25 protein-coding genes are annotated in these 25,766 nt (G+C 52.4%); 15 read left to right on the top strand and 10 right to left on the bottom strand.

Features of this window, described 5'->3' with window-relative positions:
• Positions 1-28: 28 nt before the first annotated feature.
• Positions 29-532, top strand: a complete 504-nt coding sequence (locus tag ACX1DY_RS12155) for a GNAT family N-acetyltransferase (RefSeq protein WP_458964456.1) — start codon at positions 29-31, stop codon at positions 530-532.
• Between the two features lie 34 nt (positions 533-566).
• Here ACX1DY_RS12155 and ACX1DY_RS12150 read toward each other — a convergent pair whose 3' ends face one another.
• Complete coding sequence (locus tag ACX1DY_RS12150) at positions 567-923, bottom strand: winged helix-turn-helix transcriptional regulator (protein ID WP_458964455.1); 357 nt, start codon at positions 921-923, stop codon at positions 567-569.
• 259 nt (positions 924-1,182) lie between these two features.
• Here ACX1DY_RS12150 and ACX1DY_RS12145 point away from each other — a divergent pair, with 259 nt between their 5' ends.
• From ACX1DY_RS12145 to ACX1DY_RS12120, 6 genes are all read left to right on the top strand, one after another.
• A complete protein-coding gene (locus tag ACX1DY_RS12145; protein ID WP_458964454.1) occupies positions 1,183-1,443 on the top strand; it encodes a YqkE family protein in 261 nt (86 codons plus the stop codon).
• A gap of 358 nt (positions 1,444-1,801) precedes the next feature.
• The gene (locus tag ACX1DY_RS12140; protein WP_458964453.1) at positions 1,802-3,247 is read left to right on the top strand and encodes an RtcB family protein; all 1,446 of its coding nucleotides are present in this window, start codon (positions 1,802-1,804) and stop codon (positions 3,245-3,247) included.
• Positions 3,248-3,249: 2 nt separating this feature from the next.
• The gene (locus ACX1DY_RS12135; protein WP_458964452.1) at positions 3,250-4,536 is read left to right on the top strand and encodes an ATP-binding protein; all 1,287 of its coding nucleotides are present in this window, start codon (positions 3,250-3,252) and stop codon (positions 4,534-4,536) included.
• 513 nt (positions 4,537-5,049) lie between these two features.
• The gene (locus ACX1DY_RS12130) at positions 5,050-5,556 is read left to right on the top strand and encodes a metallophosphoesterase family protein (RefSeq protein ID WP_458964451.1); all 507 of its coding nucleotides are present in this window, start codon (positions 5,050-5,052) and stop codon (positions 5,554-5,556) included.
• Positions 5,557-5,669: 113 nt separating this feature from the next.
• Positions 5,670-6,137 carry a GNAT family N-acetyltransferase gene (locus ACX1DY_RS12125; RefSeq protein WP_458964450.1) on the top strand — a complete coding sequence of 156 codons (468 nt, stop codon included), beginning with the start codon at positions 5,670-5,672 and terminating at the stop codon, positions 6,135-6,137.
• Between the two features lie 24 nt (positions 6,138-6,161).
• The gene (locus tag ACX1DY_RS12120; RefSeq protein WP_458964449.1) at positions 6,162-6,875 is read left to right on the top strand and encodes an HAD family hydrolase; all 714 of its coding nucleotides are present in this window, start codon (positions 6,162-6,164) and stop codon (positions 6,873-6,875) included.
• A gap of 69 nt (positions 6,876-6,944) precedes the next feature.
• Here the strand turns inward: ACX1DY_RS12120 and ACX1DY_RS12115 are convergent, their stop codons facing one another.
• Complete coding sequence (locus ACX1DY_RS12115) at positions 6,945-8,054, bottom strand: FAD:protein FMN transferase (RefSeq protein WP_458964448.1); 1,110 nt, start codon at positions 8,052-8,054, stop codon at positions 6,945-6,947.
• 250 nt (positions 8,055-8,304) lie between these two features.
• On the opposite strand from ACX1DY_RS12115, the gene ACX1DY_RS12110 reads away from it, so the two are divergent.
• Positions 8,305-8,877, top strand: a complete 573-nt coding sequence (locus tag ACX1DY_RS12110; RefSeq protein ID WP_458964447.1) for a TetR/AcrR family transcriptional regulator — start codon at positions 8,305-8,307, stop codon at positions 8,875-8,877.
• A gap of 304 nt (positions 8,878-9,181) precedes the next feature.
• Entirely contained in the window at positions 9,182-11,275 is a 2,094-nt protein-coding gene (locus ACX1DY_RS12105) for a YhgE/Pip family protein (RefSeq protein WP_458964446.1), read from the top strand.
• 98 nt (positions 11,276-11,373) lie between these two features.
• On the opposite strand, the gene ACX1DY_RS12100 is transcribed toward ACX1DY_RS12105, so the two are convergent.
• Complete coding sequence (locus tag ACX1DY_RS12100; RefSeq protein WP_458964445.1) at positions 11,374-12,306, bottom strand: glycosyltransferase family 2 protein; 933 nt, start codon at positions 12,304-12,306, stop codon at positions 11,374-11,376.
• A gap of 288 nt (positions 12,307-12,594) precedes the next feature.
• Here ACX1DY_RS12100 and ACX1DY_RS12095 point away from each other — a divergent pair, with 288 nt between their 5' ends.
• Together ACX1DY_RS12095 and ACX1DY_RS12090 are read left to right on the top strand one after the other, a co-directional pair.
• Complete coding sequence (locus ACX1DY_RS12095) at positions 12,595-13,881, top strand: glycosyltransferase family 4 protein (protein WP_458964444.1); 1,287 nt, start codon at positions 12,595-12,597, stop codon at positions 13,879-13,881.
• A gap of 227 nt (positions 13,882-14,108) precedes the next feature.
• On the top strand, positions 14,109-14,831 hold the full coding sequence (locus ACX1DY_RS12090; protein WP_458964443.1) for a DsbA family oxidoreductase: 723 nt from the start codon (positions 14,109-14,111) through the stop codon (positions 14,829-14,831).
• A gap of 93 nt (positions 14,832-14,924) precedes the next feature.
• On the opposite strand, the gene ACX1DY_RS12085 is transcribed toward ACX1DY_RS12090, so the two are convergent.
• From ACX1DY_RS12085 to ACX1DY_RS12060, 6 genes are all read right to left on the bottom strand, one after another.
• Entirely contained in the window at positions 14,925-16,505 is a 1,581-nt protein-coding gene (locus ACX1DY_RS12085; protein WP_458964442.1) for an oleate hydratase, read from the bottom strand.
• A 194-nt stretch (positions 16,506-16,699) separates the two neighbouring features.
• On the bottom strand, positions 16,700-17,269 hold the full coding sequence (dhaS, locus tag ACX1DY_RS12080) for a dihydroxyacetone kinase transcriptional activator DhaS (RefSeq protein ID WP_458964441.1): 570 nt from the start codon (positions 17,267-17,269) through the stop codon (positions 16,700-16,702).
• A gap of 58 nt (positions 17,270-17,327) precedes the next feature.
• Positions 17,328-17,726: a hypothetical protein gene (locus ACX1DY_RS12075; RefSeq protein ID WP_458964440.1), complete on the bottom strand. Its 399-nt coding sequence runs from the start codon at positions 17,724-17,726 to the stop codon at positions 17,328-17,330.
• A 23-nt stretch (positions 17,727-17,749) separates the two neighbouring features.
• Positions 17,750-18,265, bottom strand: a complete 516-nt coding sequence (locus tag ACX1DY_RS12070; RefSeq protein WP_458964439.1) for a hypothetical protein — start codon at positions 18,263-18,265, stop codon at positions 17,750-17,752.
• Positions 18,266-18,585: 320 nt separating this feature from the next.
• Positions 18,586-18,999 (bottom strand): GNAT family N-acetyltransferase, encoded by a 414-nt coding sequence (locus ACX1DY_RS12065; RefSeq protein WP_458964438.1) that lies wholly within the window; start codon positions 18,997-18,999, stop codon positions 18,586-18,588.
• A 128-nt stretch (positions 19,000-19,127) separates the two neighbouring features.
• Positions 19,128-20,084 carry an RluA family pseudouridine synthase gene (locus tag ACX1DY_RS12060; protein ID WP_458964437.1) on the bottom strand — a complete coding sequence of 319 codons (957 nt, stop codon included), beginning with the start codon at positions 20,082-20,084 and terminating at the stop codon, positions 19,128-19,130.
• A gap of 421 nt (positions 20,085-20,505) precedes the next feature.
• On the opposite strand from ACX1DY_RS12060, the gene recQ reads away from it, so the two are divergent.
• The 4 genes from recQ to ACX1DY_RS12040 are packed head-to-tail and all read left to right on the top strand — an operon-like array spanning position 20,506 to position 25,463.
• Positions 20,506-22,341 (top strand): DNA helicase RecQ, encoded by a 1,836-nt coding sequence (gene recQ, locus ACX1DY_RS12055; protein ID WP_458964436.1) that lies wholly within the window; start codon positions 20,506-20,508, stop codon positions 22,339-22,341.
• 15 nt (positions 22,342-22,356) lie between these two features.
• Positions 22,357-24,318, top strand: coding sequence for a B12-binding domain-containing radical SAM protein (locus tag ACX1DY_RS12050; protein WP_458964435.1), 1,962 nt, complete (start codon positions 22,357-22,359; stop codon positions 24,316-24,318).
• Positions 24,319-24,357: 39 nt separating this feature from the next.
• Positions 24,358-24,873 (top strand): GNAT family N-acetyltransferase, encoded by a 516-nt coding sequence (locus ACX1DY_RS12045; protein WP_458964434.1) that lies wholly within the window; start codon positions 24,358-24,360, stop codon positions 24,871-24,873.
• On the top strand, positions 24,870-25,463 hold the full coding sequence (locus tag ACX1DY_RS12040; protein WP_458964433.1) for a nucleotidyltransferase family protein: 594 nt from the start codon (positions 24,870-24,872) through the stop codon (positions 25,461-25,463). Before ACX1DY_RS12045 ends, ACX1DY_RS12040 begins: the two co-directional genes overlap by 4 nt.
• Before the next feature lie 137 nt (positions 25,464-25,600).
• On the opposite strand, the gene ACX1DY_RS12035 is transcribed toward ACX1DY_RS12040, so the two are convergent.
• Positions 25,601-25,657, bottom strand: coding sequence for a putative holin-like toxin (locus ACX1DY_RS12035; RefSeq protein WP_232231566.1), 57 nt, complete (start codon positions 25,655-25,657; stop codon positions 25,601-25,603).
• Positions 25,658-25,766: the final 109 nt, after the last annotated feature.

Raw genomic sequence — 25,766 nt, 5'->3', positions numbered from 1 at the left:
AAAAGGCAATAAGCGGGGGGAATACAGCATGGTGTGGCAAGACTACAGCATCGAAGATGCGGCAGCCGGGGATTTGGCGGCTATAGTGGATATTTATAACTCGACGGTTGCCGGACGGATGGTGACTGCTGATCTGGAGCCAGTGAGTGTTGCGGACAGAGAAAAGTGGTTCCATGAGCATAACAGCCACCACCGGCCACTGTGGGTACTCAAAAAGGATGGCGAAATCGCCGCCTGGTTCAGCTTTCAGTCCTTTTACGGCCGACCGGCCTATAACGGCACCGCCGAGATCAGTGTCTATGTAAATGAAAAATTCCGCGGCACAGGGGCAGGGAGGCTACTGCTGACCAAAGCGCTTGCAGAATGCCCGCGCCTTGGCCTGCAGAATCTCGTTGGCTTTGTATTTGGCCATAATGAGCCAAGTCTGTCGCTGCTGCGGAAGTTTGGTTTTGAAGAATGGGGCCTCTTGCCGGGCGTTGCCGAAATGGATGGGGTCATGCGTGACCTGGTGATTGTTGGCCGCAAGCTTTAATCTGTGAGGGAAATGCCGCCGGAGCAGTGACAGATCACTGGCCGTGCTTATGGTGGGGAGACGGCTCAGGCTGGCAGTCTGCCTCCGTAATCCATGATTCCGACCACATCTGCAGGTCACGGATGACCGATTCCAGCGCGCGGCCTTTATCTGTCAGGGAATATTGTATTCTTACAGGTGTCTCGGGAAATACCTCGCGGTGGACGATGCCCTCCTGTTCAAGTTCCTTGAGCCGCTCGGAGAGAAGTCTGCCGCTGACCGGGAGCGCGGCTTCGATGACACTGAACCGCTGCGGTCCCTGGAGAAGCTGATAGATGATTAAGCCCGTCCAGCGCCGGCCGATGATATCCATGCTTTTTTGTAATCGTGGACACAAATCTGTAGATTTCATAAGGCTCACCTCTTACAGATCATTATAAACGAAAAGGCTCTGCACTAAAACAAATTTGAAATATTAGAAAAATAAATAACTATATAAATTGAACTTGAAAAATTAACAAAAAGGCAAGAGTGACGGAGGAGAAGTTTGGAACTGTAGGAGCGGTAGCGGCCGGAAGTCCAAACATTCCACGCAATCACGGCCAAATCCCAAAGTAGAAAATCTCTAGTTCAATTTATATAGATACACTCTCCCGAAAGGATGATTGAAAGTGGCAAAAAAGAAAAAAACAACTCCTGCGCCGCGCCCGGCGGCTGCGGATGCTCCGGCAACCCTGAAGGATCTGCTGAGCAGCGATGTGCTGGATAAGCTGAAGGCGCAGTCAGATGCGCTGAAGGCTGAAGAGAACGACAAAAAAGAGGCCGCGAGAAAGGCGGCAGAGGATCAGCGCAAGGCGGAGCAGAAACGTCTGGACAATGATTTTGCCCATTTGCTGGAGAACAGCAGCCAGGACTGGCACAAATTCAAATAATTACTTTTCCAATAAAAGGGTTGACATAAAGCAGGAACGCCGTTTATTATTGGATTTATCGAAATTAGAAGGGAGGCCGATGGGTCATGATTGGAAATTTACAGCTTACAACCGCATATGGAAGATCTGATCTGATCGACCTCGTCCGGGAAACATGATGTGCACCAGCCTGTTCTGTTGAAGCTTAACAGTACGGGTATGCCCGCATGATGAATACTGGCCTTAGGCTGGTTTTTAGAACACGCTTAGCAATGTCAGGAGCCGTGGATCAGATCATGATCTGCGGCTTTTTTGCGTGCGAATTTTATTCGCTCCACACATTTAGAATTTACAATTTGAAGGGAATTGAACGACAATTATGAATATGCAGCACACGGGCGATTATGAGGCCCGCTATAAACATGAGCTTGCCCTGCCGGGCGGCGATCTGAAGGTTTACGCTAGTGAGCAGTTGTTTGCTTCGCTGGATTATAAAGTACTTGAGATGGCGAACAACAACCTGCAAATCCCGAATATCGAATATATGAGCTACACCCCGGATGTGCATGTTGGCGTCGGAACCTGCATCGGTACCACGGCGGTGTGGGATGCCGCTGACGGTTATGTGTCCCCGTCTATCGTCGGCAGCGATATCGGCTGCGGCATGCGCGTGCATCTGACCACGCTCCACAAGGACGATCTGCGCGAGGTGAAGCTGCGCCGGAAGCTGGTGCGGGCCATCGAGAGATACTTGCCGATGGAGCAGCAGCAACGTGGGCACTACAGCGATATCCGGCTGGAGAACATCGTCCGCAAGGGGCTGCACGGACTGCCGAACAAATATGTGCCGGACAGCTATACGCCGAAGAAGTCGAGCGCTTTGTCACATGTCGAGATCAGCAAGCTTAATTTTGACGAGGACATTCTGAATGAGCTTCCGGAAATGGCCTGGCACCGGGGGCATCGGCAGCTCGGAACGCTGGGCGGCGGCAACCACTTCGTGGAGATTCAGGCGATTGAGGTCGCCGAGGAGCAGCGGGAGCTGGCGGCAGCCTGGGGGCTGCGCGACGGGCAGGTTGCCGTGATGATTCATTCCGGCTCCAGAGCATGGGGAGGTATAGTCAACCAGTTCTGCACACCGGCCTTTGCGAAGGTGATGGGCCAGCTCGGGCTGGGCAGCGCCGATCCGCGCCTGATCTATGCACCGCTTGCGCATCCGCAGGCGCAGCGCTATGTCAATCTGATGTATTCGGCGCTGAATTATGCGGTGGTGAATCGCCATCTGATCGCCTACGCGGTCCGCGAGGGCTTCCGCGATGTGTTCGGACCGAAATGCGAGCTGCGCACCCTCTACGATCTGATGCACAATTATGCCTGGATGGAGCAGACCGCTTCCGGGGCCAAGTTCGTACACCGCAAAGGGGCAACGCGCGCATTGCCCGCCGGACATCCTGATAATCCGCGCCCTTATGCCGATACCGGACATCCGGCGCTGATTCCAGGCTCAATGGGCACAGCTTCGTACATTATGGTCGGCCAGCCCGGCGGGGAAGAGAATTATTATTCCATCTGTCACGGCGCGGGCCGCATCCGCTCACGCTCGGCAACGAAGCGGCTGGTGAGCGTCAATGATTTTTCCAAAGCGCTTAAGGTAGGCAAAGAGGATGAGATCGTCGTCAACCAGCATTCTCTGGAAGCTATCATTGACGAATCGCCTCAAGCCTATAAGAATGTAGATGAGATAATAGAAAGCGTTACGGGTGCCGGGCTGGCTGCCGTTGTGGCCAAATGCAAGCCGCTCGCAGCGATAAAGGGGACCAAGTAACTATGGAGAAGGAGTACAAGAAACAGACTGTAATCTACGAATACGATGAGAACACCACCGGGATGATCAAAGGCTATGATGCCTATGCACGCCTGGTGAACGGAATTCTTGAAGCTTTGTACACCCGTTATGGTGTCCGCTATGAGCTGTACGCCAGTGATGATCCCAACAGTGAATATTGGACGCTGCTGCTGAATGATGTGCAGAGCGGGCATCCCGGTGTGGAGCATGTGGCGCGCATTTTCGACCTTCTGGAGGACCGGACGTTTGTGTATGAGGATGACAAGGAGCAGCCGGAATACAACATTCACCTGTCGATCCGCAACAACGTGCTGGCCTATCCTGAGATGGGCGTAGCGCTGGCACGGGTTCCTGTATTTCAGGAGAACGGCATCAACTTTCAGGACTATGTATTTGCCGCATCAGACGAGCAGCTTCAGGGTTTTCTGGGCAATGTGCGCAAGCGGCAGCGGGAGCAGAATATCAACAAGGTGACGGTCTTCACCGACAGACGTAACGGGATTTACCGTGAGGATGAGCCGATTACACGTTCTGTCGGACGCGAGGATGTGGTGCTGGAGGCGGGCATCAAAAAAGAGATTTTCCGCTCGCTTGACCAATTTTTCGATTCGGACCGCAGCTTTTATGTTACCTATGATATTCCCTACAAAAGAGGTGTTCTGCTCTACGGCCATCCGGGCAACGGCAAGACCACACTGGTCAAATCCATTGCCGGCAGTGTTCCTGGGCCTGTAGTCTATTGGCAGATCACCGAATATACGAGCAGCGAATCGGTGAATGAGGTATTTGAAGCCGCTGCAAGGCTGGCGCCGATGGTGCTGGTGATCGAGGATATCGACTCCATGCCGCAGGAGGTCAGATCCTTTTTCCTGAATACGCTGGACGGGGCCACCTCGAAGGAAGGTATTTTTCTAATTGGTACGACCAACTATCCGGAGAAAATAGATCCCGGTCTCATGAACCGCGCCGGACGTTTCGACCGGGCCTATGAGATTAAAATGCCGGACGAGGAGCTGCGGCTGGAGTACCTGAAGCTGCGGGGCTTCTCGGCTTTTGCCGGTGAAGAGGGCGTCGCCACGGCGGCGCGGCTAACCGCAGACTTCTCCTTGACCCAACTCGGAGAGCTGTATGTCAGCGCAGCGCTGGAATGGCATGAGAACGGCCGGGCCGATGTCGAGGCGCTTGTGCGCGGCATGCGCGGGGAGCTGGACAAAGGGCGCAAGCGGGAATGGATGAAGGAGGCTTCATCCACGATTGGATTTTATTGATTGCTGCAGTTAAATAGTTAAGCGGGAGTTACAAGGGGGGCCGGTCGGCTCTCCTTTTTTCATAAAAATAAGGCTTCTGCTTGATGATCGGCTATGGCAATCCCTGTGGCCCGGTTGTGCGACCCGAAAGCTGCGTATTCTGCAAGATTATATGGAAAAACTCCAACTAATTCCGCACTATATGCCTTGTTATAAGAACAAAATGGAAAAACTCCAACTAATAGCCGCTCCAGGCGGCTTGGAGGCTTAAAACATAGAGATTAGATGGAGAAATTACAGCTGAGGTCTTCTTTTTACGCCATTTGAGCGAAATTAGTTGGAGAAATTCCACTAAGACTTGCCGGGGCGGCGCGCAGAATTACAGCCCACCATGAGTCTTCTATGAGCCCACCATGCGCCTGGCATGAGCGCTTTACTTGCTTCTCCCCCCGGCAAATCGTACAATTAGCTGAAAATAAGTACTTGCAATATGTGATATGTGTTCATGATTATACGGGTTAGGAGTTGAAGCAGATGAAGGTAGGAGTAGTATCGGATACGCACCTTTCCAGCAGTGCCAAAGGGCTGCCATCCGTGCTTATTGAGGAATTCAGCAAGGTGGATATGATTTTGCATCTGGGTGATTGGGTATCTATGGAGATTTATGACCTGCTGGCAGAGCTTGCTCCTGTGGAGGGGATTGCCGGCAATAATGACGGTGCTGAGATTATCCGGCGGCTTGGTGAGCGCAAGATTATTACGCTGGGAGGCGTGCGCATCGGGATGATCCACGGGCATGCGCCGTACTCCCGCAAGGGAACTGACGGGAATGCGCTGCTCGCTTTTGAAGGTGAGGATGTGGATTGCATTCTATTCGGCCACTCCCATCAGCCGCTGCTGCGCAAGGAGAACGGCATTCTGCTGTTCAATCCGGGCTCTCCTACGGACAAGCGGCGGGAGAAGCAGTATTCCTTCGGCCTCATGGATATTGAAGAGGGTAAGGTAAGCGCCCGCCACGTATTCTACGATTTGAGAGACTAGAGCAGTACCCGGTGATTTTGTCCAAATGAAACGTCATTCTCTCTATGGTCTGCGGCAGGAACGCTATTCTAAAATAATGGTAAAAGGGCCAAGGCCGGGAAGCGGGAATACTTATGGCAAGCTATTATTTGGAACAGGCGGGTTGCGGGGATGTAGAGCTGGTTGCTCCGTTGTTTGATGAATACCGTGTCTATTATGGACAGGTCTCTGATCTGGAAACAGCAAGGCGGTTTCTGAAAGAGCGGCTGGAAAATAAGGAATCGGTCCTGTTCATGACGGTAACGGGTGAGGGATCATCCAGGCGGGCCGAAGGTTTTGCACAGCTGTACCCATCCTTTTCGTCAGTGACGGCCGAGCGGCTATGGATATTGAATGATTTGTTTGTTGCTGCGGAGCAGCGCGGCCACGGACTGGGCTCTCTGCTTCTGGAGGGGGTTCGGAACTTTGCGCTGAGCACAGGCTCCAAAGGCGTGACCCTGACCACAATGACTCATAATACCGAGGCACAGCGTCTCTATGAAGCGAACGGCTATATCCGCGATGATGAATTTTATACTTACGATTTGTTTTTTTCTAATTGAAAGAACCTGGTAAGGAGCGTTAATGTGAATACAAGCAATAATAAACTGGCGATTTTTTGGGATTTGGATGATACGCTGTACGATCATTTGGTGCCGTTCCGGGAAGCTGTGCGCGAGGTGCTGCAACCGGACGAGAGCACGTTGAATTATGCCGACCTGTTTTATAAGGTAAGGCATCACAGTGATTTGCTCTGGCCGCAGTATTTGCGGGGAGAGCTTGCGCTCGAGGAGACGCGGGTGCTGCGGCTGGAGCTGGCTTTTGCCGAATATGGGTTGAAGCTGAACCGCGAGCAAGCGGCAAAAGTCCAGGCGTCGTACATTAGCCGTCAATACAGTATTGAAATGATTGAGGGTGTGGCCGAGCAGCTTAAGCGGTTTATCTCTCTTGGGCACAAGGTAGGCATCATTACGAACGGGCCGCAGGAGCATCAGATGAACAAGCTGCGCGGACTTGGCATAGACAAGCTGATTCCTGAGGAGATGATCTTCATCTCGGACGCCGTCGGGCTGGCGAAGCCGGACCCGGCAATCTTTGCCCATGTGAATAAGGTAACCGGAACAACAGCGGAGCAATCGCTTTATGTCGGGGATACGTGGGACAATGATGTGGTTGGCGCGCTTGCGGCGGGCTGGAAGGCAATCTGGTACAATCCCCGCGGCCGGCAGCCGGGAACGGATCATCAGCCGAGCTATATTTTCACGAACTACCGGGAATTCAGTGAACTTCCTATCATTTAATCTTATGTGCGGCAAAAAGAACGGCGGAGCTCAGGCTCCGCCGTTCTTTTATTGCTCTGCAGGTATTATTTAGTTAGCAAAAGTATACGTAGGATCGGTGAGCTGCAGTCTGTCCCGCAGTCCTGAGGTGGCATAAATCTTGTTGTCGTCGGTAATAAAGAAGGCATCGACCTTCTCCGGCAGCGATTCAAGATATTTCATGCCGTCTTCGAGGCCCATCAGGAACACGCCGGTAGACAGGGCATCCGCATCCGTTGCGTTAGGGCTCATAATCGTAATGCTTTTCAGCCCGTTCTGGGAAGGAAAACCTGTGCGCGGATCAAGAATGTGATGATAACGCACACCGTCCTGCATGAAGAAACGTTCGTATACGCCAGAAGCGTCGATAACCTCATCAGAAATCTTGATCGTTCCAAGCTGGGTGCCGCGGCTCTGGTCAGGGTCCTGCAGGCCGATGTTCCACGGCGATCCGTTAGGCTTGTTGCCAAGCGCGATAATGCTGCTGCCCCCAAGGTTAATCATCGCACTGTCGAGCCCCTGCTCCTTCAAATAATCGGCAATGCGGTCGGCTGCATATCCCTTGCCGATCCCGCCCATATCCAGCACCATGCCTTCTTTGGCCAGCTTGACCGTCTTCGCCTTATCATCCACAATAACGTCCTTATAATTGGTCAACGCTTTGGCTTTGTCGATTTCCGCCTGAGGAGGAACATGATCTCCCCCATTACCGATATTCCAGAGGTCCACCAGAGGTCCGATTGTCGGATCGAACAGCCCGTTCATTTCCTCGGCGTATTTCAGCGATTGCTTGACTATATCCAGAGTTTCATCGGAGACGGCCACGGCCTCTTTGCCCGCAGCTTGATTTACAGCATACAGCTCTCCGTCTTGCTTGGTGCGGCTGAACTCTTTATCCATTCGCTCCAGCATTTGCTGGATGTGATCCATATTTTTTTGCGTTACATTGTCGCCGAACACCTTGATGTTCACTACAGTGTCATAGATATAAAAGGTCTGCTCCAGGGATTTGGTTCCCCCATCCGTCGATACCTTTGCGCCGCTGGCGGTTTCAGCCGGACTGCTGCTGTTGTTCTTATTGCTGCTGCAGGCTGTGACAGCAAGAGCGCTGGCAAGAACGAGAGTGAGCAGGATAAGCGCTGATTTTTTGTTCTTGAACATGTTCCACCATCCATAAAGTTAGTTTCTTGATCACATCCTTCTTATCATAACCCAGACAAGCTGGTAATGGATACTTAATTCATGACATTTTGGCATAAGTCCTGTATAAGATCTGCATAAGTTCCGCGACATAAATAAAAATTTAATTAAAATGTTTGTCATATGCCTGGAGACGTGGTAAATTGATTTATGACCGAGTGACCAAAAATAAAATTTAGTCAATTTTAACTGTCAGGAAGGAGAAAGAAGCATGTCCATTGACCGCAAATCGTTAATTCTGCAGGCGGCGACGCAGTCCTTTGTACAGTTCGGATATAAAGCCACAACGATGGATCAGGTATCCAAGATCGCGAATGTGGGCAAAGGCACGATTTATACTTTTTTCAAAAACAAAGATGAGCTGTTCGCTGAAATTCTGGACAAGGCCTCCCAAGAGCTGACTTCGGTCATGAGCCGTTTGGCGGCGGAAAATAACAGCTTTATCCAAAAGCTCTTCAATCTGCTGGACTCCATCCTGGAATTCCGCTCTGATCATGAGTTATTCATCAAGCTGGCCCAGGAGGTGCGGGATATCGGTACAGTCCAGGCACTGGAAGGGGTCAAGCGGATGGAGGAATATGCGCTGGATTTCCTGCGGCAGCAGATCGAGCTGGCAATCAGCCGGGGAGAAGCGAAGCCTTGCGATCCAAGTGTTGCTGCATTTATGATCCTTCGTCTGTATCTGGCGCTGACCACGGAATGGAACAAGGAGCATGAGCCGCTGGACAAAAGCCGGATTAAGGAGCATATGATCCTGTTCATTTCAAATGGCATTCTGGCATAGAATCCAAGCATTCAGCCTGTAAAGGCTATTTTTTTACAATTATAATGATTGTCTGTGAAAAATTTTCATAAATTTGCAGATTATAAAAAGGGCAGAAGTGACGGAGGGGAAGTTTGGATACTTACGGAGCGGTAGCGTCCGCCTGAGAGCTTTCCGCAGGAAAGCTGGCCGGATGATTAGGCTGTCTGCGGATTTCCACCGCAAAGAGCGGGACAAATCAAGAAATCTGCAGACGGGCAGCGGCCGGAAGTCCAAACATTCCCCGCAGTTACGACCAGACCCCATATGAAAGGTGTGTGAGCAGATGAGAGCGATTAATGTGTTTTTGCAGGATTTGAAAATGCTCGTGAGCAAGCCGATGCTGCTGCTCACTTTACTCGGCGTGGCGGCGTTGCCGATGCTGTACAGCGGTTTTCTCGTGGAAGGCTCCTGGGACCCTTACGGAAATACCGGCAAGCTGCCTGTTGCTGTTGTTAATCTGGACCAAGGTGCGAAGTATGAAGGTAAAGCTATGGAAGTGGGTAAGGATTTCGTGAAGGAGCTGAAGGACAACAGAGATTTCAAGTGGGATTTTGTTAATGCGGCGGAAGCCAAGGATGGCATGGCCCATAACCGCTATTATATGACGATTACGATTCCGGCGAATTTCTCCAAAAATGCCACAACGCTGACCGAGGAGCACCCGGTGCAGGCTGAAATTATATTCGAGCCGAACAGCGACTACAACTTTGTCGCCGGTCAGATCGGCAGCAGTGCGATGAACAAGCTGAAAACGAAGCTCTCCGCACAAATTACGGCGGCATATACCCGCAGCATGTTCGAGCAGGTGGATACGATCTCCGAAGGCCTCGGCGACGCGGGTAGCGGCGCAACGAAGCTGAGTGACGGAGCAGGTAAGCTGAACGATGGCCTGTCTACGCTGAAAAGCAACCTGAACAAGCTTGCCAGCGGTACGACTGAGCTGAAAAGCGGGCTCAAGCTGCTGCACAATGGGGCGGGCAGCCTGAATCAGGGTTCGGGCACATTAACGCAAGGGGCGACAGACCTGGCGGGCGGCTTAAGCAAGCTGTCCAAGGCGGAGCAGCAACTCCAGGACGGCGCTGTGAAGTCGCAGAGCGGTGCTGCGCAGCTTAAGATGGGCTTGCAGTCCTCGAAGGCGGGCAGCAGCCAGCTCAAGGATGGACTAACGGCTTCCGAAGCGGCCAGCGGTCAGTTGGCCACTGGAGCGGAGCAGGTGGCCAAAGGGCTGGAGCAGATGATGGCGGCGACCCCCGGACTGCAGGAGAATGAGCAGTTCAAGCAGTTGCTGGCGGCAAGCCAGCAGGTTGCCGCAGGCAGCCAGCAGCTGCACGCGGGCCAGGAGCAGCTGTTGGCCGGCAGCACGAAGCTGGACCAGGGACAGCAGCAATTGGCTCTAGGCGCCGCGAAGCTGTCGGATGGCGGCGCGCAGCTGGCCGCAGGGCTGACGGCCTTTGGCCAGAAGCTGAGCGATGCGACTGCGGGCGGCAGCAAGCTGGCGGATGGCGCAGCGGCGCTGAACAAAGGCGCCGAGAAGCTTGAGCAAGGGCTAAGCAAGCTGTCCAGCGGTGTGGACGGCCTGTCGCAAGGGGCAGGCAAGCTCACGGATGGCGCAGGTGAGCTGAAAGACGGTGCGGACAAGCTGACCAGCGGCAGCGGCGAATTGGCGCAGAAGCTGACCGATGCCGCAGCCAAAACCTCTGAGGTGAAGTCGGACGATGACACAGTGAATATGTTCGCCGAGCCGGTGAAGCTGACGGAGAAAACCGATTATAAGCTGGATCACTACGGGCGTGGCATTGCGCCGTATTTCCTGTCGCTTGCACTGTTTATGGGTGCACTCGTATTTACGACTGTGTTCTCCTTACGTGAATCCAGTGTGCCAGGGGCAACGCCGATGGGCAGATTTGTCAGCCGTACACTGACTTTTGTGCTGGTAAGTGTCCTTCAATCGGTTCTTGCCGATCTGATATTATTGTATGGCCTTAAGCTGGAGGTGCAGAGTGTACCGCTTTTCTATGTATTCACTCTGCTTGTCAGCTTCACCTTCACGATGATTGTCCAGGCGTTGGTAACCTGGCTGGATAACCCGGGACGTTTCCTGGCGATTGTGCTGATGATTTTCCAGCTAACCTCAAGTGCGGGCACTTTCCCGCTGGAGCTGTTGCCGCAATGGATGCAGAAGGTGAATCCTTGGCTCCCCATGACACACAGCATCGTCGGCTATAAAGCGATTGTCGCCAGCGGCGACTACGCCTTGATGAGGGAGCAAATCGTTTATTTGCTCAGCTATGCAGTGGTTTTCCTGGCACTGACTGCACTGTATTTCCTGCGCCAGAACAAACGCACGGCTAACGTAACCCAAGAGGTAACGGCATAATTTTATACTTCATATGCAGGAGCCCAGTTATACAAGCAAAACCCGCTTCCCCTTCCGGGGAGCGGGTTTTTGGCTTGTCTCACCGTAACACGGCAAGGTTAGTCCAGCATAAATTCGCGGTACTTGTCCTTACGGGGATTCAGCACAAAGAGGATGCCGCTGACGTAGCCCGAGACCGCATTGAAGTTGCGTTTAAGTGTGGCTTTGCCCGTTAGATAGGTCAGCGTCCACAGCAAGGCGGCGTAATTCTTTGCCGGTGCTTTGCGCAAATTCAGCAGGTAATAATGATTGACCGCGGTTGCCCGCGCCACCCGGCCCGCCTTGTCGCGCGAGCTTGGAGATTCATGGTGGGTAATCTTCATATCGGGATTTATGACGAGCTTGCCGTATTTGCTGGCCAAATGGCACATGTAGATATCGTCAGCCACAGCATAGCTGGTCATCCACGGGTAAGGCTTCATATCCCTCAGTGCGGAAGCCCGGAAAGACATGTTGCAGCCGTGAAAAAAGTCCGTTTCAAAGGTGTTCTCTGTCTCGCCCCAGAGCAGCAGGGAACCTGCCAGTGTGCTGGCTGACAGCCTGCCGGGGGAACCCGACATTTGGAAGGTAAGTCTCCCAAGCCATTTGCCGGATCTGCTGCTGGAGAGGCCCTTGGCAATACCGCCAACACCAACAATAGACTTGTCCTCAGCGTAGGTGTCAAGCATCCGGCGAATATACAGCGGATCATCCAGCTCGGCGTCATCGTCAAAGGTGAGCAGAATGTCTCCGTCAATAAGTCCCAGCGCTTCATAGCGGGAGAGCCAGACACCGGGTTTGGTTTTACGGTAATACCGCAGTTCTGCCTGTGGCATCTGCGCCAGCACCCTGCGGAAATAATCCAGTACATTATTCTCAATTTCACCATCGTCAACAATCAGCAGCTCAATCGAGACGTCCTCAAGCTCCGTCTGTCTGCCGATAGACTCAATGCACAGCTTAAGATCCTTGATCCGGTTGCGGGTGGGAATTACGATAGACACATCATGCATGCCTGCTGACTCCTTCCGGGACGCCCCAAGCGTCCGCTTAACGAGAATATAATGCGCCGAAAGTTCTTGTTGCTCTAAGTTTACCCCCCCTTCAGGTAGGCCGTATATACCACTTTCGTTTACTTTTTTTTATAGCGTTTGCAATTATAATGATTAGGAAATTAGTTGTATTTGATTTTAAGTAATATGAACTATTCGGACAAAACTTTAAGCCTATGCTTCCGAGGTCAGTTTTTTACGAAGCTGATACAGGAAGTAAACGCTAAAAAACTTTAAGGAGGAGACGTTATGCATGTCGGGATCTTTATGCATACCAATTACTTTGAAGATTTCTTCGTAAAAGGGCTGGGTCTCAGTGAAGAAGAATATGTAAGCTCGTATCATAATGATTTCTCATTTGACTATGCGCGTCTCTTACATACCAAAGGCATCCGTACCACCATTTATAATTTCACCCGGGTCGGTAATGAGGTCCGCACCTACCAGCATGGAATTGTAGATTGTACAATAAAATTTATTCCTGTGGGGAAACTATACAAATCGTATTGTCTCATCCCGCTGTCCCACCGCACGCCCATCGGTAAATTTATTTCCCAATATGTATCCACCATTCAAAAAAATTTGGGTGAGATTCTGCGCGGGGATGGCATCAGCCTGATCTATGCCCAGGAATATGCCTCCGGCCGTTTTGAACGCCTGGCTTCAACTGCGAAGCAACTGAACATCCCCATTATTGCCGCTTATCATGGAGGCAGCATTCATAAATGGATATTGCCGATTAAAAAGCATACGCTGCACAAGGCGGCTTTTCTTACCACACTTAATGAGGATGAGCAGAATAGCATGGTCGGCCATTTCCCGCAGATCGCGGAGCGGATCCGGCTGCTGCCCAACTTTGTGAATTCCGGGGTGTTCTACCGGCGGGATAAGGAGGAGGCGCTGGCCGCACTTGGTCTTGACCCGGAATACCGCTATGTCATTACCGTCGGCCGGTTGTTTGAGCACCAGAAAGGCCATTCCTTGCTGGTTCAGGCTGCTGAGCAGCTGAAGCATATTCCCAATCTGAAAATCTTGATCGCCGGCGGCGGGCCGGATGAGCAGAGTCTCAAGGCACTAATCACGGAAAAGGGTCTAGAGGATCGCATGATTCTGCTCGGCACCATCCGCGACAAGGATATATTAGCCAGCTATTACAGCGTATCTGAGTTTTTTGTCCTGCCTTCACGTTATGAGGGCTTGCCGCTTGTCATCCTGGAGGCCGGAGCCTGCGGCCTCCCGACGGTTGCTTTTAATGTAATGGGCGTACGGGGGCTGGTGAAGCATGGGGTGAACGGCCTGCTTGCGGAAGGACTGGACCCGTCTGCGCTTGCCGCCTCAATGGAGACGGTGCTGGGAAATCCCGCTTTACGCGCAGAGATGGGAGAAGCCGCCTTGCAGATCGTCCGCTCGAATTATTCGGAGGAAATTATCGGGGCCAGGCTGTACAATCTGCTGCAGGAGAGCCTTGGGCTGGAGCCTTTGGCAACACCATTTGTCGGAGACGGCTTCGCCAAGAAGCTGAGCACACCGCACTAGGTTGTACCCGATAATAACATGAGGCCCAGCGCTTTCAGCCCCTGCATGCCAGACAGACTGAAGCAGTTCACCACTTGATCTTTCGCTTGCCGCCAATTTCCTCCGATTTGTAAATGAGGGCTGGCGGCACTTTACATGTCGGAGAGAATGTGTTTGTAATTTTCGGTTTTTAACTATATAATCGTAAGTGAGATATAAATAGTTACTTAATTTTAGGAGGTTAACCCATGAGAATAGATGTATGGTCCGATAATGCTTGTCCGTTCTGTTATATCGGCAAAAGACGGCTGGAGAACGCGCTGAGCCAGTTCGAAGGCCGCGACAAGGTGGAGGTGGTATTCCGCAGCTTCCAGCTCGATCCGAATGCCCCGGCACATGCCACCCAGGATGTGCATGATATGCTGGCGGCCAAATACGGAATGACCCGTGAAAAAGCGGTCCAGATGAATGCCCAATTGACTGATCAAGCCAAAGGGGTTGATCTGGAGTTCAACTTTGACAGCGTACAGAATACGAACACCTTTGACAGCCACCGTCTGAGCCATTATGCGGCTGCTAAAGGTAAAGGCCCCGAGATGTCCGAACGGCTGCTGCGGGCCTATTTCACCGATGGGCATAATTTGGCAGACCACAAAGAGCTGGCTTCTATGGCTGCTGAAGTTGGGCTGGATGCGGCTGATGTAGCGGCGATGCTGGAAACAGACGCCTACGCGGATAAAGTGAAAGCCGATATTGCCCAAGGTGAGCGTCTGAATATTACCGGCGTACCATTCTTCGTCTTCAACAATAAATATGCTGTGTCCGGCGCGCAGCCTGGTCCGGTATTCTCTGAGGTACTGGATACGGTGTGGGCGGAGGAGCAGAATGCGCCCGTGCTTCAGACCATCGGTCAGCCAAAGGCCAAGGCAGCAGATGCCGAGGGCTGCGAAGATGGGTCCTGCAGTATCTAACCCAAGCATAATCAGCAGCCTTGTTACATGCAGCAAGCCGCTCTCCTGGAGTAATCCAATGGAGAGCGGCTTTTCTTTTACTGTTGAGTTATATTAACGGAACGAAGTCACAAAGCTGGAGAACAGCGTCCGCACATCGTATTGATATTGCTTGATCGGCTCAATTGGAAGGCCAATACCAAACAGAGTATATACGGCGATTCGGGCCGCTCTTACGGAATATTCTTCAGTGAAGACAACATCGTCCGGAATTTCGCAGTATTGGCTGATAAAAGCCAGATTGGTGGAGCCCGCCGGAACGACCTGAGGTCTGTCGCTGTTTAGTCTTGGCATGAACTGGGAGGTGATGTACGGCATCATGCACGGGATACAGTTGGCGGTAGCCATAATCTCTTCCTTATGCTCTTCAAAATGAAGGTGTCCGATCAGCTCCTGCATGATTTCTTCCCCGGTACAGTCGGACATTCTCTTCTTCACGAAATCGCCGACCTTGTCGGGATACAGCCCGTAGCCCCAGAAGACCCTTACATGCTCCGGCTGGTTCCGGAAATGCGGCTGGAAGGCCAGCACAACGGACATGAACCAGCTTGAATCTTTAAAGGTTACAAGCGCGCCTGTACCGGCACGGTTGCGTGTGAATTTTTCCATCAGGTCAAAGAATTTCGAATCCTGGAAAGTAACGGTGAACGATTCCCATTTGGACTCATCCACATGATCGTCGAAGGAAGAAGGATTGCCGAGGCCTAGCTTTTTAGCGGCAATGTTCTCCCACAGCTTCCATGAGCTGCCTTTGCCGTTCAGATGCGGAGCGGTTGTCATGGAGCCAAGGCTGGAGCCTTCGGTCATGGAGCCGTTCGTAACGATAACGCGGTCCTCTTCACCAATTTCAATGACATCTGGAACACCTTGGCGCAATACATGCATCTTTGTAACAGTAATGCCGTCGCCGTCCTTGAAGTCCAGATCGGTGACGGTGCATTTCAAGGTGAAATCTACGCCGAATGGCTCCAGATACTTATGCAGTGGCAGAATAATCGAGTCGTATTGGTTAAATGGCGTGCGGGTTACGCCTTCAAGCGTCTGGATTCGCGGGAATTCATGCATGAAGCGGAGCATGTATCTTTTGAATTCAACCGCACTATGCCAAGGCTGGAAGGCAAAGGTCGTTGCCCACATGTACCAGAAATTGGTCTGAAAAAAATGCGGGCCGAACCAGTCGTTGATCCGCGCTTTGCCCATTGCTTCTTCCGGTGTAATGATCAGCTTTCCCATCGCCAGACGGTCCGCCATATCGAAGCCCATCGACAGCACATCTTCGACTTGGCCATTGCGGTTGATCAGGCGGGCATTGGAATGTGTGGGATTGGCGTTGTCGAATTCTGTAATTTCTTCCCGCACAGTTTTCCCCGGATGGTCGATAGAAGGGATAGTGCCGAGAAGCTCCCATAAATTCTCATAGGTTTCGTCGTTCAGCATCCGTCCGCCGCGGATCACATAGCCGTGCTCGCTGCTGCCTGCGCCGTCGTTGCTGCCGCCGAGAATTTTCATCTCTTCAATAATGTGAATGTTCTGTCCGGGAAAGTCACAGTCTCTGACGAGGTATGCCGCTCCCGCAAGGGATGCAATTCCGCCGCCGACAAAATATACCTGGCTGTTACCGTACTCTTTTTTCACAACTGTCGCCTCCATAGGGTTAATGATAGCTGTTGCTGTCCCTAATGTAATCCAAGGCTTGCACAGAAGGTATGATCAAAAGTCCGGGAATGTAAGAAAATTGGTCACTTGAGGCAATCTGTATGGTTTTTTGACAAGCTTCTTCTTTACACGCCAAAAAAACCTGCAGAAATCTACAGGCCTTCTTGCTGTTTTCACGACAGCTTATTCTCGTATTTATGCAGCGCTTTCGTGAAATTCCCTTCAATCAGCACATTGAGCTGTTCAATGATATGCTTGGGCTGCTCCTTCATCCCGTCCCGCATCCACTGGATAATAAGGCCGGTAAAAGCCAGCGTATAAAAATTGGCGATAAACCGCTTGTCCTCGGAGCTAACCTCCAGGCCGGCCGCAAGCTCATGAATAACCCCCATAATCAGCTCATTGGTCACTTCGTAAAGATAAGCATCAAGATGGGTCCGCCCAAGCGAGTTCAGCGTGTTATAGCAAAAGGCTTTATTGGACTCAATGTAGCAGAAGATCCGGTAAAAGCCATCCGTCCACGTGCTGTAGCTGCGGTACTGGGCAACGCTCTCTACGGCTTCGGTCCGGTAAATCCAGCCCAGCAGGTCAAAAATATCCTGAAAGTGATAATAAAACGTCTGCCGGTTCAGTCCGCAATCATCCACCAGATGCTTGACGGAGATTTTGTTCAGCGGGGTATGCTCCATCAGCGTTTTTAACGAATGAGCGAGTGCTTTTTTGGTCAGAAAGGAATTGGACATAGGCAATCACCTCAACATGTAATCCTGGGAATGGTGTACCTGATCTGTCGCGGGTAAGCTAACCTTGCTTGCGCTGTTGCCTGATCAGCAGATAGATGCCCTCTACGATTAACCCGGCTGCAAAGCCGCCCGCCGTGAATATTGCAAAAGCGAGAAAGCCCGCCAGATCCTCCCAGCCCGACATATCCCGGTAGGTGTAGGTGAACATGAGAACCAGCCCGATAAGGAGGCCTGCCGTGGTAATCAGCCAGACGAGCTTTGCTCCGAACCAGCCAAAGCTGTTCACAATGACGGAGACCGCCAGGGCAAGCACGGCTAATCGTGCCATAATCGGAAGGCTGAACTCATTACCCAGCAGAACGAACCGGTCCAGCACAAGCAGCAGCCACAGAATCAATGCGTAAAGGAGACACCAGGTAGTCCAGCGCTTGCTTTTTGCTGATGGCAGGAAGCTCATGATCCCTTCACCTCGTCTTTAGGTTATATTTCCTCCAGCTCCTCGGCGCTCTGCAGCAGAAAGTTTAGAAGGTTCGGAATATCTTCCATTTGCTCTTCGTTGATTTGTCGTTTGAACCGCAGCTCGATGCAGTTATTATACGTATCTGTTTCCTGGCCATACAGAAAGCTCAGCGATTGCACCGGAACCAGCTCCGGTCCCCAGATTGCGGCGAGGATACGCTCAATGGCCGGACACTGCACCTCAGCATCTTCAATCTCCATATAAAAGCGCAGCAGGAGATTACAGCCGGGATCGCTGCCCGGAGTCTCCAGTATTTCGTCGCTCAGCTCTTTTACTGATGACAGCAGAACAACCTCGGACGTCACATTTCTGCCGTTAACCAGCTTGAAGGACAAGCTGAATTCACGTGACATCAGCGCAAGGTCCAGTACATCGGAACGGTCCGTCACAACAAGAATCCCATCCAGATTATCATAGTCGTAGATTTGGTTCTCAAAAGCAATTTTAATGTTGTCAAAGACAGTAGGATGGAACATCAAGAGTCACCTTCTTAAGTTTCTCTTTATTGTATCATGACGCGAAATGGAGTGAAAATGTTGCCGCCTGCCGCAGCCCCCTACACATATTTGTGCGCAAAAAAAGGGCACCTGTTCAGTCAGCTGAAAGGTACCCTTGGTTTTGTCGCGCCCGGTTCTGTTGCCTGCTGAAACAGGAGGTCTCAAACTGCACTTTGTACACTTATTTCGGCCTTCCCGCCGCCTAGCTGACCTTTAGTTGTACTTCGTGCAGTTATATTTGTGTGAAATGGCGTATACGGCGAAAAATCCAAATAATAGCTGTATGAAATGCAATTATCTTATTCCATCACCTTGAACATGCCGGTCATACCCGGGGCGTGATTCTGGAAGCCGTGCCGCTCATAGAAGGTATCGTTGCCATGAGAGGCGAACAGACCGACGAATGCACCCGGATAGCAATGGGCTTGGATATATTCGAGCAATTGCCCGATGATACGATTGCCGAGCCCCTGGCCCTGATATTCTGGCAGAACTGCAACATCCTGAATGTAGAAATACATGCTTCCATCTCCGACGATCCGGCCCATGCCGATGGCGTTCTGCTCATGGCAGAGGACCAGTCCGTATACGGAGCCATTTAGCGAAGCCGCCGTCATCTCAGTATTCACCTTGCTCCAGCCGACGGCCTCCCATAGCATGGAGTGCTCCTCCACTGTGGGGAGTCTTTCGATAAGCTCAATGATTGCTGTCATTATGTTCCGCCCTTTCTTCATGCGGCGGTTCTCATAAAGATCACCGCCGGTTATTTCGGCGATTGCTGTGCAGTAAGCTCCACGTGAATCGGCCTCCTTTTCGGGGGATGGTCTATAATCAATAAGTGTCAGTTGGTCGGTGCAGGTGCGGTATATTTCAGAAAGGTCTTAGGGATGGCACTCTCAAAGCTCAGCAGCTCTCCGGTTGTCGGATGAATGAAAGAGAGCACACGGGCATGCAGGCCGAGCCGGCCCACAGCTTTTGTCGCCGCACCATATTTCTTGTCTCCGGCAATCGGATGTCCGATATCTGCCATGTGCACACGGATTTGATTTTTGCGGCCGGTTTCCAGTTGTACCTCTAGCAGAGAAAAATGGCGGTTGGCCTGGATCAGCTTATAATGGGTTACGGCGTGCAGTCCGTCCCCTTCATGGGGGCTGGAATACATTTTGAGCGTCGAGGTTTCCTTCAGCCAGGAGCTGATTGTCCCTTCGGATTTTTTGACTGCGCCTTCCACGAGTGCCACGTAGGTTCGTTCCTTAACAGTGTCTTTCCACGAATTTTGCAGCTTCTGCTGAATCTGTTCACTCTTGGCGAACATCATCACGCCGGACGTGTCACGGTCCAAACGATGCACTACAAAAACGCGGTTACGCGGATTGCTCAGGCGGACATGCTCCATAAGCTGGCGGTAGGCTGTCAGTTCATTGTCTTCCCCTGTTGCGATGGATAATAATCCGGCGTCCTTCTGAATGACGATCAGGTCATCATCCTCATGTACGATGGTCAATCCGATCATTTCTTTGGCCTCGACCGGCTTCTCCTGGTCAATGGTTACGGTCTGTCCGGGCTGGAGCGGAAAATTATGCCGGGTCACCAATTTGCCGTTCACGGATACCTGCCCCCGGGAGAGGATGGATTTGACCGCATTGCGGCCCCGGTTAGCGAGAGTCTTCAGCAAAAAAGCCAGCAGCTCAGCGGGCTCAGCAACCGTATAGGTTTTGGAGGGTGCCGGAGTCTTGGCGGATGTTCCCGGTTTGCCGGCTGATCTATGATTAGGTTTTCTTGTTCGTCTTGTGTTCATGGAAGCATTCTCCGTCCTCTAATAATGTACTCCTCAATATACCATGAGCGGTGATGAAATACCACGGAAGCCATTACGGGGGGAGGGCAATCGCTTATAACTGAGGTGGAATTTCTCCACTTCATTCCGCTGAGTGACCTCACCCCCGGATGGTTAGCGGAAAAACTCCACTTATTTCTTTCTGAAATCACTGAATGGATGGAAATGGAGAGAATTAAGTCTACTTTTTCCATCTAATCACCAAAAAATCAGTGAAATTCGCAAATTAGGTTTCCTTTTTCCACTTCATCCAATCTCGCGGTTCATTTCGTAAGCGATTGCCCTGATTACGGGGGCACAGGAGATCACCATAAAGTGTTGCTTCGGGCGGCGGTTTTTATGTAAGCTAAAGATAGAAAGTTTTTAAGGAGTTATGATAGAGATGAAGATGCAAGCACCTACTATGGAACAGGCGCAGGCTGAACTGCAAAAATATTACGGTTATCCCGACTTCCGGGAAGGCCAGAAGAAAATAGTGATGAATCTGCTGGAGGGCCGCGATACGCTGGGCATCATGCCGACCGGAGGCGGGAAATCCATCTGCTACCAGGTTCCGGCCCTGCTGCTGCCGGGGCTTACGCTGGTCATTTCACCGCTGATTTCTCTGATGAAGGACCAGGTGGATGCGCTGACTACGGCTGGAATTCCGGCCGCCTATATCAATAGCACATTGAGCGGAAAGGAAGTCAATGAGCGGATTCGGGCTGCGCGGCGGGGCGAGCTGAAGCTGCTGTATGTGGCGCCGGAGCGGCTGGAGCTGGACTGGTTCCGCCTGGAAATGGCGGGTCTGTCCATCTCCTGCGTCGCTGTGGATGAGGCGCACTGCGTCTCCCAGTGGGGACATGATTTCCGCACCAGCTATCTGGCGGTGTCTCCTTTTGTGGAGGAGCTGCCGGAGCGGCCGATACTCGCCGCCTTTACCGCAACGGCTACGCCGGAGGTTACGGAGGATATGGTCCGGCTGCTGCGGCTGCGCCAGCCCGGCGTCTTCGTGACCGGCCTGGGCCGGGATAATCTGGCGATGTCGGTGCTGCGCGGCGAGAACAAACGCGAATTCGTCATGGACTATACGGCGCAGCACTCCCACGAGCCGGGGATCGTCTATGCGGCCACCCGTAAGGATGTCGATGATCTGTATAGCCGTCTGCAGTCTGCGGGAATCGCCGCCGGCCGTTATCACGCGGGGATGAATGACCAGGAACGGGCGGAGATGCAGGAAAGCTTCCTCTATGACGATATCCGCGTAATGGTAGCGACAAACGCCTTCGGGATGGGGATCGACAAGTCGAACGTGCGGTACGTTATCCATTACAATATGCCGAAAAATATGGAGGCCTACGTTCAGGAGGCGGGCCGTGCCGGACGCGATGGTGAGCCAAGCCAATGTATTCTGCTCTTCAGCGCGCAGGACATTATGACGCAGAAGTTCCTGATCGAGCAGAACCCGCAGGATGCGGACCGCAAAGCCAATGATTACCGCAAGCTTCAGCAGATGATTGATTACTGCTATACCACTCGCTGCCTGCGTAGCGCGCAACTGGATTATTTCGGCGAGGAGCATGGGGACAAGCCATGCGGCATATGCAGCTCCTGTACGGATGAACGCGAGCTGGTGGATATGACGGTGGATGCCCAGAAGATCTTCTCCTGCATACACCGCATGCGTGAACGCTATGGCGTAGCGCTGGTATCCTCGGTGCTGAAGGGCTCGCGTAACCAGAAGGTGCTGCAATACGGCTTCGAGAAGCTTCCTACGCATGGGGCGATGTCCAGCCGCACCGAGAAGGAGATTACCGAGAGCATCAATGTGCTGATCTCGGAGGGGTATCTGGCCTTGTCGGAAGGCCAGTATCCTGTGGTGCGGCTCCAGCCGCTGGCAGCCGAGGTGCTGCGCGGCCAGCGCCAGGTGCTGCAGCGCGTGTCGCGCCAGCGCAGCACCGGAGGCGGCTATAGCGGCCGGGACCGCAGCCGTGCGCGCGACCTGTCACCGTCGGCGGTCAACGAGACGGTGTTCGAGCAGCTGCGCCTGATCCGCCGCGAGCTGGCGGGGCGCGAGCATGTGCCGTCCTATATTATTTTCAATGATGCCACGCTGCGCGAGATGAGTGTGGTTTGCCCGCAGACCGAAGCGGAAATGCTGAGAGTCAAAGGGGTAGGCGAATTGAAATACAAGAAATACGGCAAGGAATTTTTGGAGTTTTTTCAAAATGAAATGTAAAGAAGGTTAGTAGGCATGAAGATCATCCTGGCCACCTTAAATGCCAAATATATTCACACCTCGCTGGCGATCCGTCTCTTGAAGGCGTACAGTGAGCACGAGTTTCAGGACATTCATTTGGCAGAATACACCATCAAAGATCCCGTGATGAATATCGTGTCCGACCTGTTCCAGAAGAAACCGGATGTGATCGGCTTTTCCTGCTATATATGGAACATTGAAGAGACCGTCAAGCTGGTCGGGATTCTCAAGCAGGTGATGCCTGAGGTCACGATTGTGCTCGGCGGGCCGGAGGTATCCTATGAGCCGCTTTATTGGATGAAACGGGAGGCGGGCATTGATTTTGTAGTGAATGGCGACGGGGAAGAGACCTTTCACCATTTGCTGCAGGAACTGCGGGATGAGCGCAAGTTTCATTTCGTCTACGGGGCCGCTTACCGCAAGGGCGAGGAACTGATTGTCAATCCTCCGCGTCCCAAAAGCGATCTGAACACGCTGCCCACGCCGCACCGTTTCCCGGAGGACCTGCCGGATCTTGGCAAACGGATCGTGTATTTCGAGACCAGCCGGGGCTGTCCGTTCAACTGCCAGTTCTGCCTGTCCAGCATCGAGGTAGGCGTGCGTTATTATGATATTGAGCGGGTGAAGTCCGATCTGCTCTATCTAATTGAGAATGGCGCCAAGGTAATCAAATTTCTTGACCGTACCTTCAACATCAACCGTAATTACGCGATGGAGATGTTCCAGTTCCTGATCGACAACCATCAGGGCTGTATATTCCAGTTCGAGATTACGGCGGATATTATGCGCCCCGAGGTGCTTGATTTTCTGGCTGAGAACGCGCCTCCGGGCATCTTCCGCTTCGAGATTGGCGTGCAATCGACCAATGACGAGACGAACGAGCTGGTCAAGCGCCGCCAGAATTTCGCCAAGCTGTCACGTACCGTTATGAAAATCAAGGCCAGCGGCAACATCGACCAGCATCTCGATCTGATTGCCGGACTGCCGCAGGAGGATTACACGACCTTCCGTAAAACCTTCAACGATGTGTTCGCGATGGAGCCGGAAGAACTGCAGCTCGGCTTTCTCAAAATGCTGCGCGGCACCGGCCTGCGTGCCCAGGCGGCCAAATATGACTACACGTACATGGAGCACGCTCCTTACGAGATTTTGAGCAGCCATGTCATGCCGTTCTCCGACATTATCCGCCTCAAGCGGCTGGAGGATGTGCTGGAGAAATACTGGAACAGCCACCGGCTGGATCATTCGGTGAAATACCTCATCCGCCATGTGTTCAAATCGCCGTTCGATTTCTTTCAGGAATTCGGCGATTACTGGGAAGAGCAGGGCTGGCAGAAGATTGGCCATCAGCTAGAGGATTTGTTCACCCGGCTGCATGCTTTCCTTACGGACCGTGGAACGGGTTCCATGGATATCGTCACCGGACTGATGAAGCTGGATTATTTCCTGGGCCACAAGTACAAGCCGCGCAAGATCTGGTGGGATATTACGCTGGACAAGTCTGACTGGGCGAAATATATGAAGGAGATCACCGACCACCCCGAGCGCCTCTCAGCCAAGCTGGCGGAGGCTGGGTTCAGCGAGCGGGAGCTGCAAAAGTTCACCGTGCTTGAGGTGCTGCCGTTCCAGCTAGAGCCGGTGCTGGAGTCCATTAGCGGACTGCGCTTTGATCCGGCTGCTGTGGAGGCTGAAGCGGCCTCAAGTGCTGCGGCGGTTGCTTCAGCCGATGCGGATCACACTGCCGATGCTGCAGCTGGAAATGCTGGCGGCAGGGGAGAGCGGCTTAGTGTACCGGTCAGCCGGGAATTGCATGCGGCAGTTGCCGGCACGGTTGCGGACAGTGCCTCCACTGCGCTGGCCGACGCTCAGCCGGCAGCGGGCGGAAGCACACTGCTGGTCGTAATGTACCAGCAGGATGAGAGCCAGCGGGCGCAGTATTACACGCTGCCCTTATAAGACAGGCCGCTTCATGCGGGCAGAGAAGAGGGATGCAGGATGAATGCAAATGAATCGGTCTCATTGTGTTTGTATGAGGAAAAGTACAAAGAGGACCTGCTTGCCTTTGAGCTTCCCCCGGAACAGGAGCAATTTACCGGACTGCCGGAAGAGACTCTGACTGAAGCTTTAACCAATCCCGGCAAAACTGCGGTTGTCATTGCAAAGGGAGAACGGGCGGTAGGTTTTTTTATTCTGCACCGCGGTGAGGAGATTGCAGACTTCTATAGTGATTATTCCGGCGCGGTACTGCTGCGTGCGTTTCTGATCAACTATGCCTGCCAGGGCCAAGGGATCGCCAAAGCCGCTATGGCGCTGCTGCCTGACTTCCTGCGGACTCATTTTCCTACTATGCAGGAGATCGTTCTTGCAGTTAATGAAAGAAATACCTCTGCCGGGAACCTCTATTCCCGGGCTGGGTTTCTCGATAAAGGGCTTCGCCGCAGCGGACACAAGGGAACGCAGAAGGTGCTGCAGTATGCTTTAGGCGAAGCTTTTGTGGAGACTGGTCCATGACGGGCAGTGAGGAAGCCCTGCGGGAGCGGCTGATCGGGATCTTTAACGGCAGCCCGCTGCTGCTGGACGTATTCACACGGGCGCAGGGGCTAGGAAACTACCCATATTATGTTGGGGCGGGTTTCCTGGTGCAGACGGTATGGAACCATCTTACGGGCCGCGCGCCGGAGTATGGAATCAGCGACATAGACCTCGTCTATTATGACGCGGATGATTTGAGCTATGCTGCAGAGGATGCGATGATTGCCAAGGGCCGGGAGCTTTTTAGCGGGCTAACGATTCCGGTGGACCTGAAAAATCAGGCCCGGGTGCATCTGTGGTACCGGAATAAGTTCGGCATAGAGCTTCAGCCTTACGTATCGCTTGAGGCGGCAATTGACAGTTGGCCAACTACAGTGACTTCGCTTGGAGCCAGACTTGCTGCGGATGGCGAATGGCGGATTTATGCTCCCTTTGGCCTGCAGGATTTGTTTACTCTGACCCTGAGGCCCAACAAGGTGCTGATTAACGAGGAGATTTACATTACTAAGACGCAGAAATGGCTAGGCAAATGGCCGGAGCTGACAGTTGTTCCTTGGATGGATATGTAATAAAATGGATTATGTCACAATAAAATAAAAAAAGGGGCTGTGTTGCAGCACAGCCCCTGCGTACAACCACTGCTGTAGAGCAGCGGGTCGTCCCATCCAGTGTTGTTGGAGTAGACCGTTACCTTTGCCGGGGCGGTCTATTTCTTTTTAATATAGCCCAGCAGTGCAAGTATGAACATTCCGAACACGAACATTAGTGAAAGAGCATCTTTTACCTCCATTACCGTCACCTCCTCCAAGGGAGAGACCGGCAGCTCACGAGCAGTGCTGTACAAGGAAATCATAACATAATAATTCTGTTAA

The sequence above is a fragment of the Paenibacillus sp. BAC0078 genome (assembly GCF_054483875.1).
Note: the sequence above shows the minus strand (reverse complement) of the source record. Positions and strands in the feature narration are given on the sequence as shown.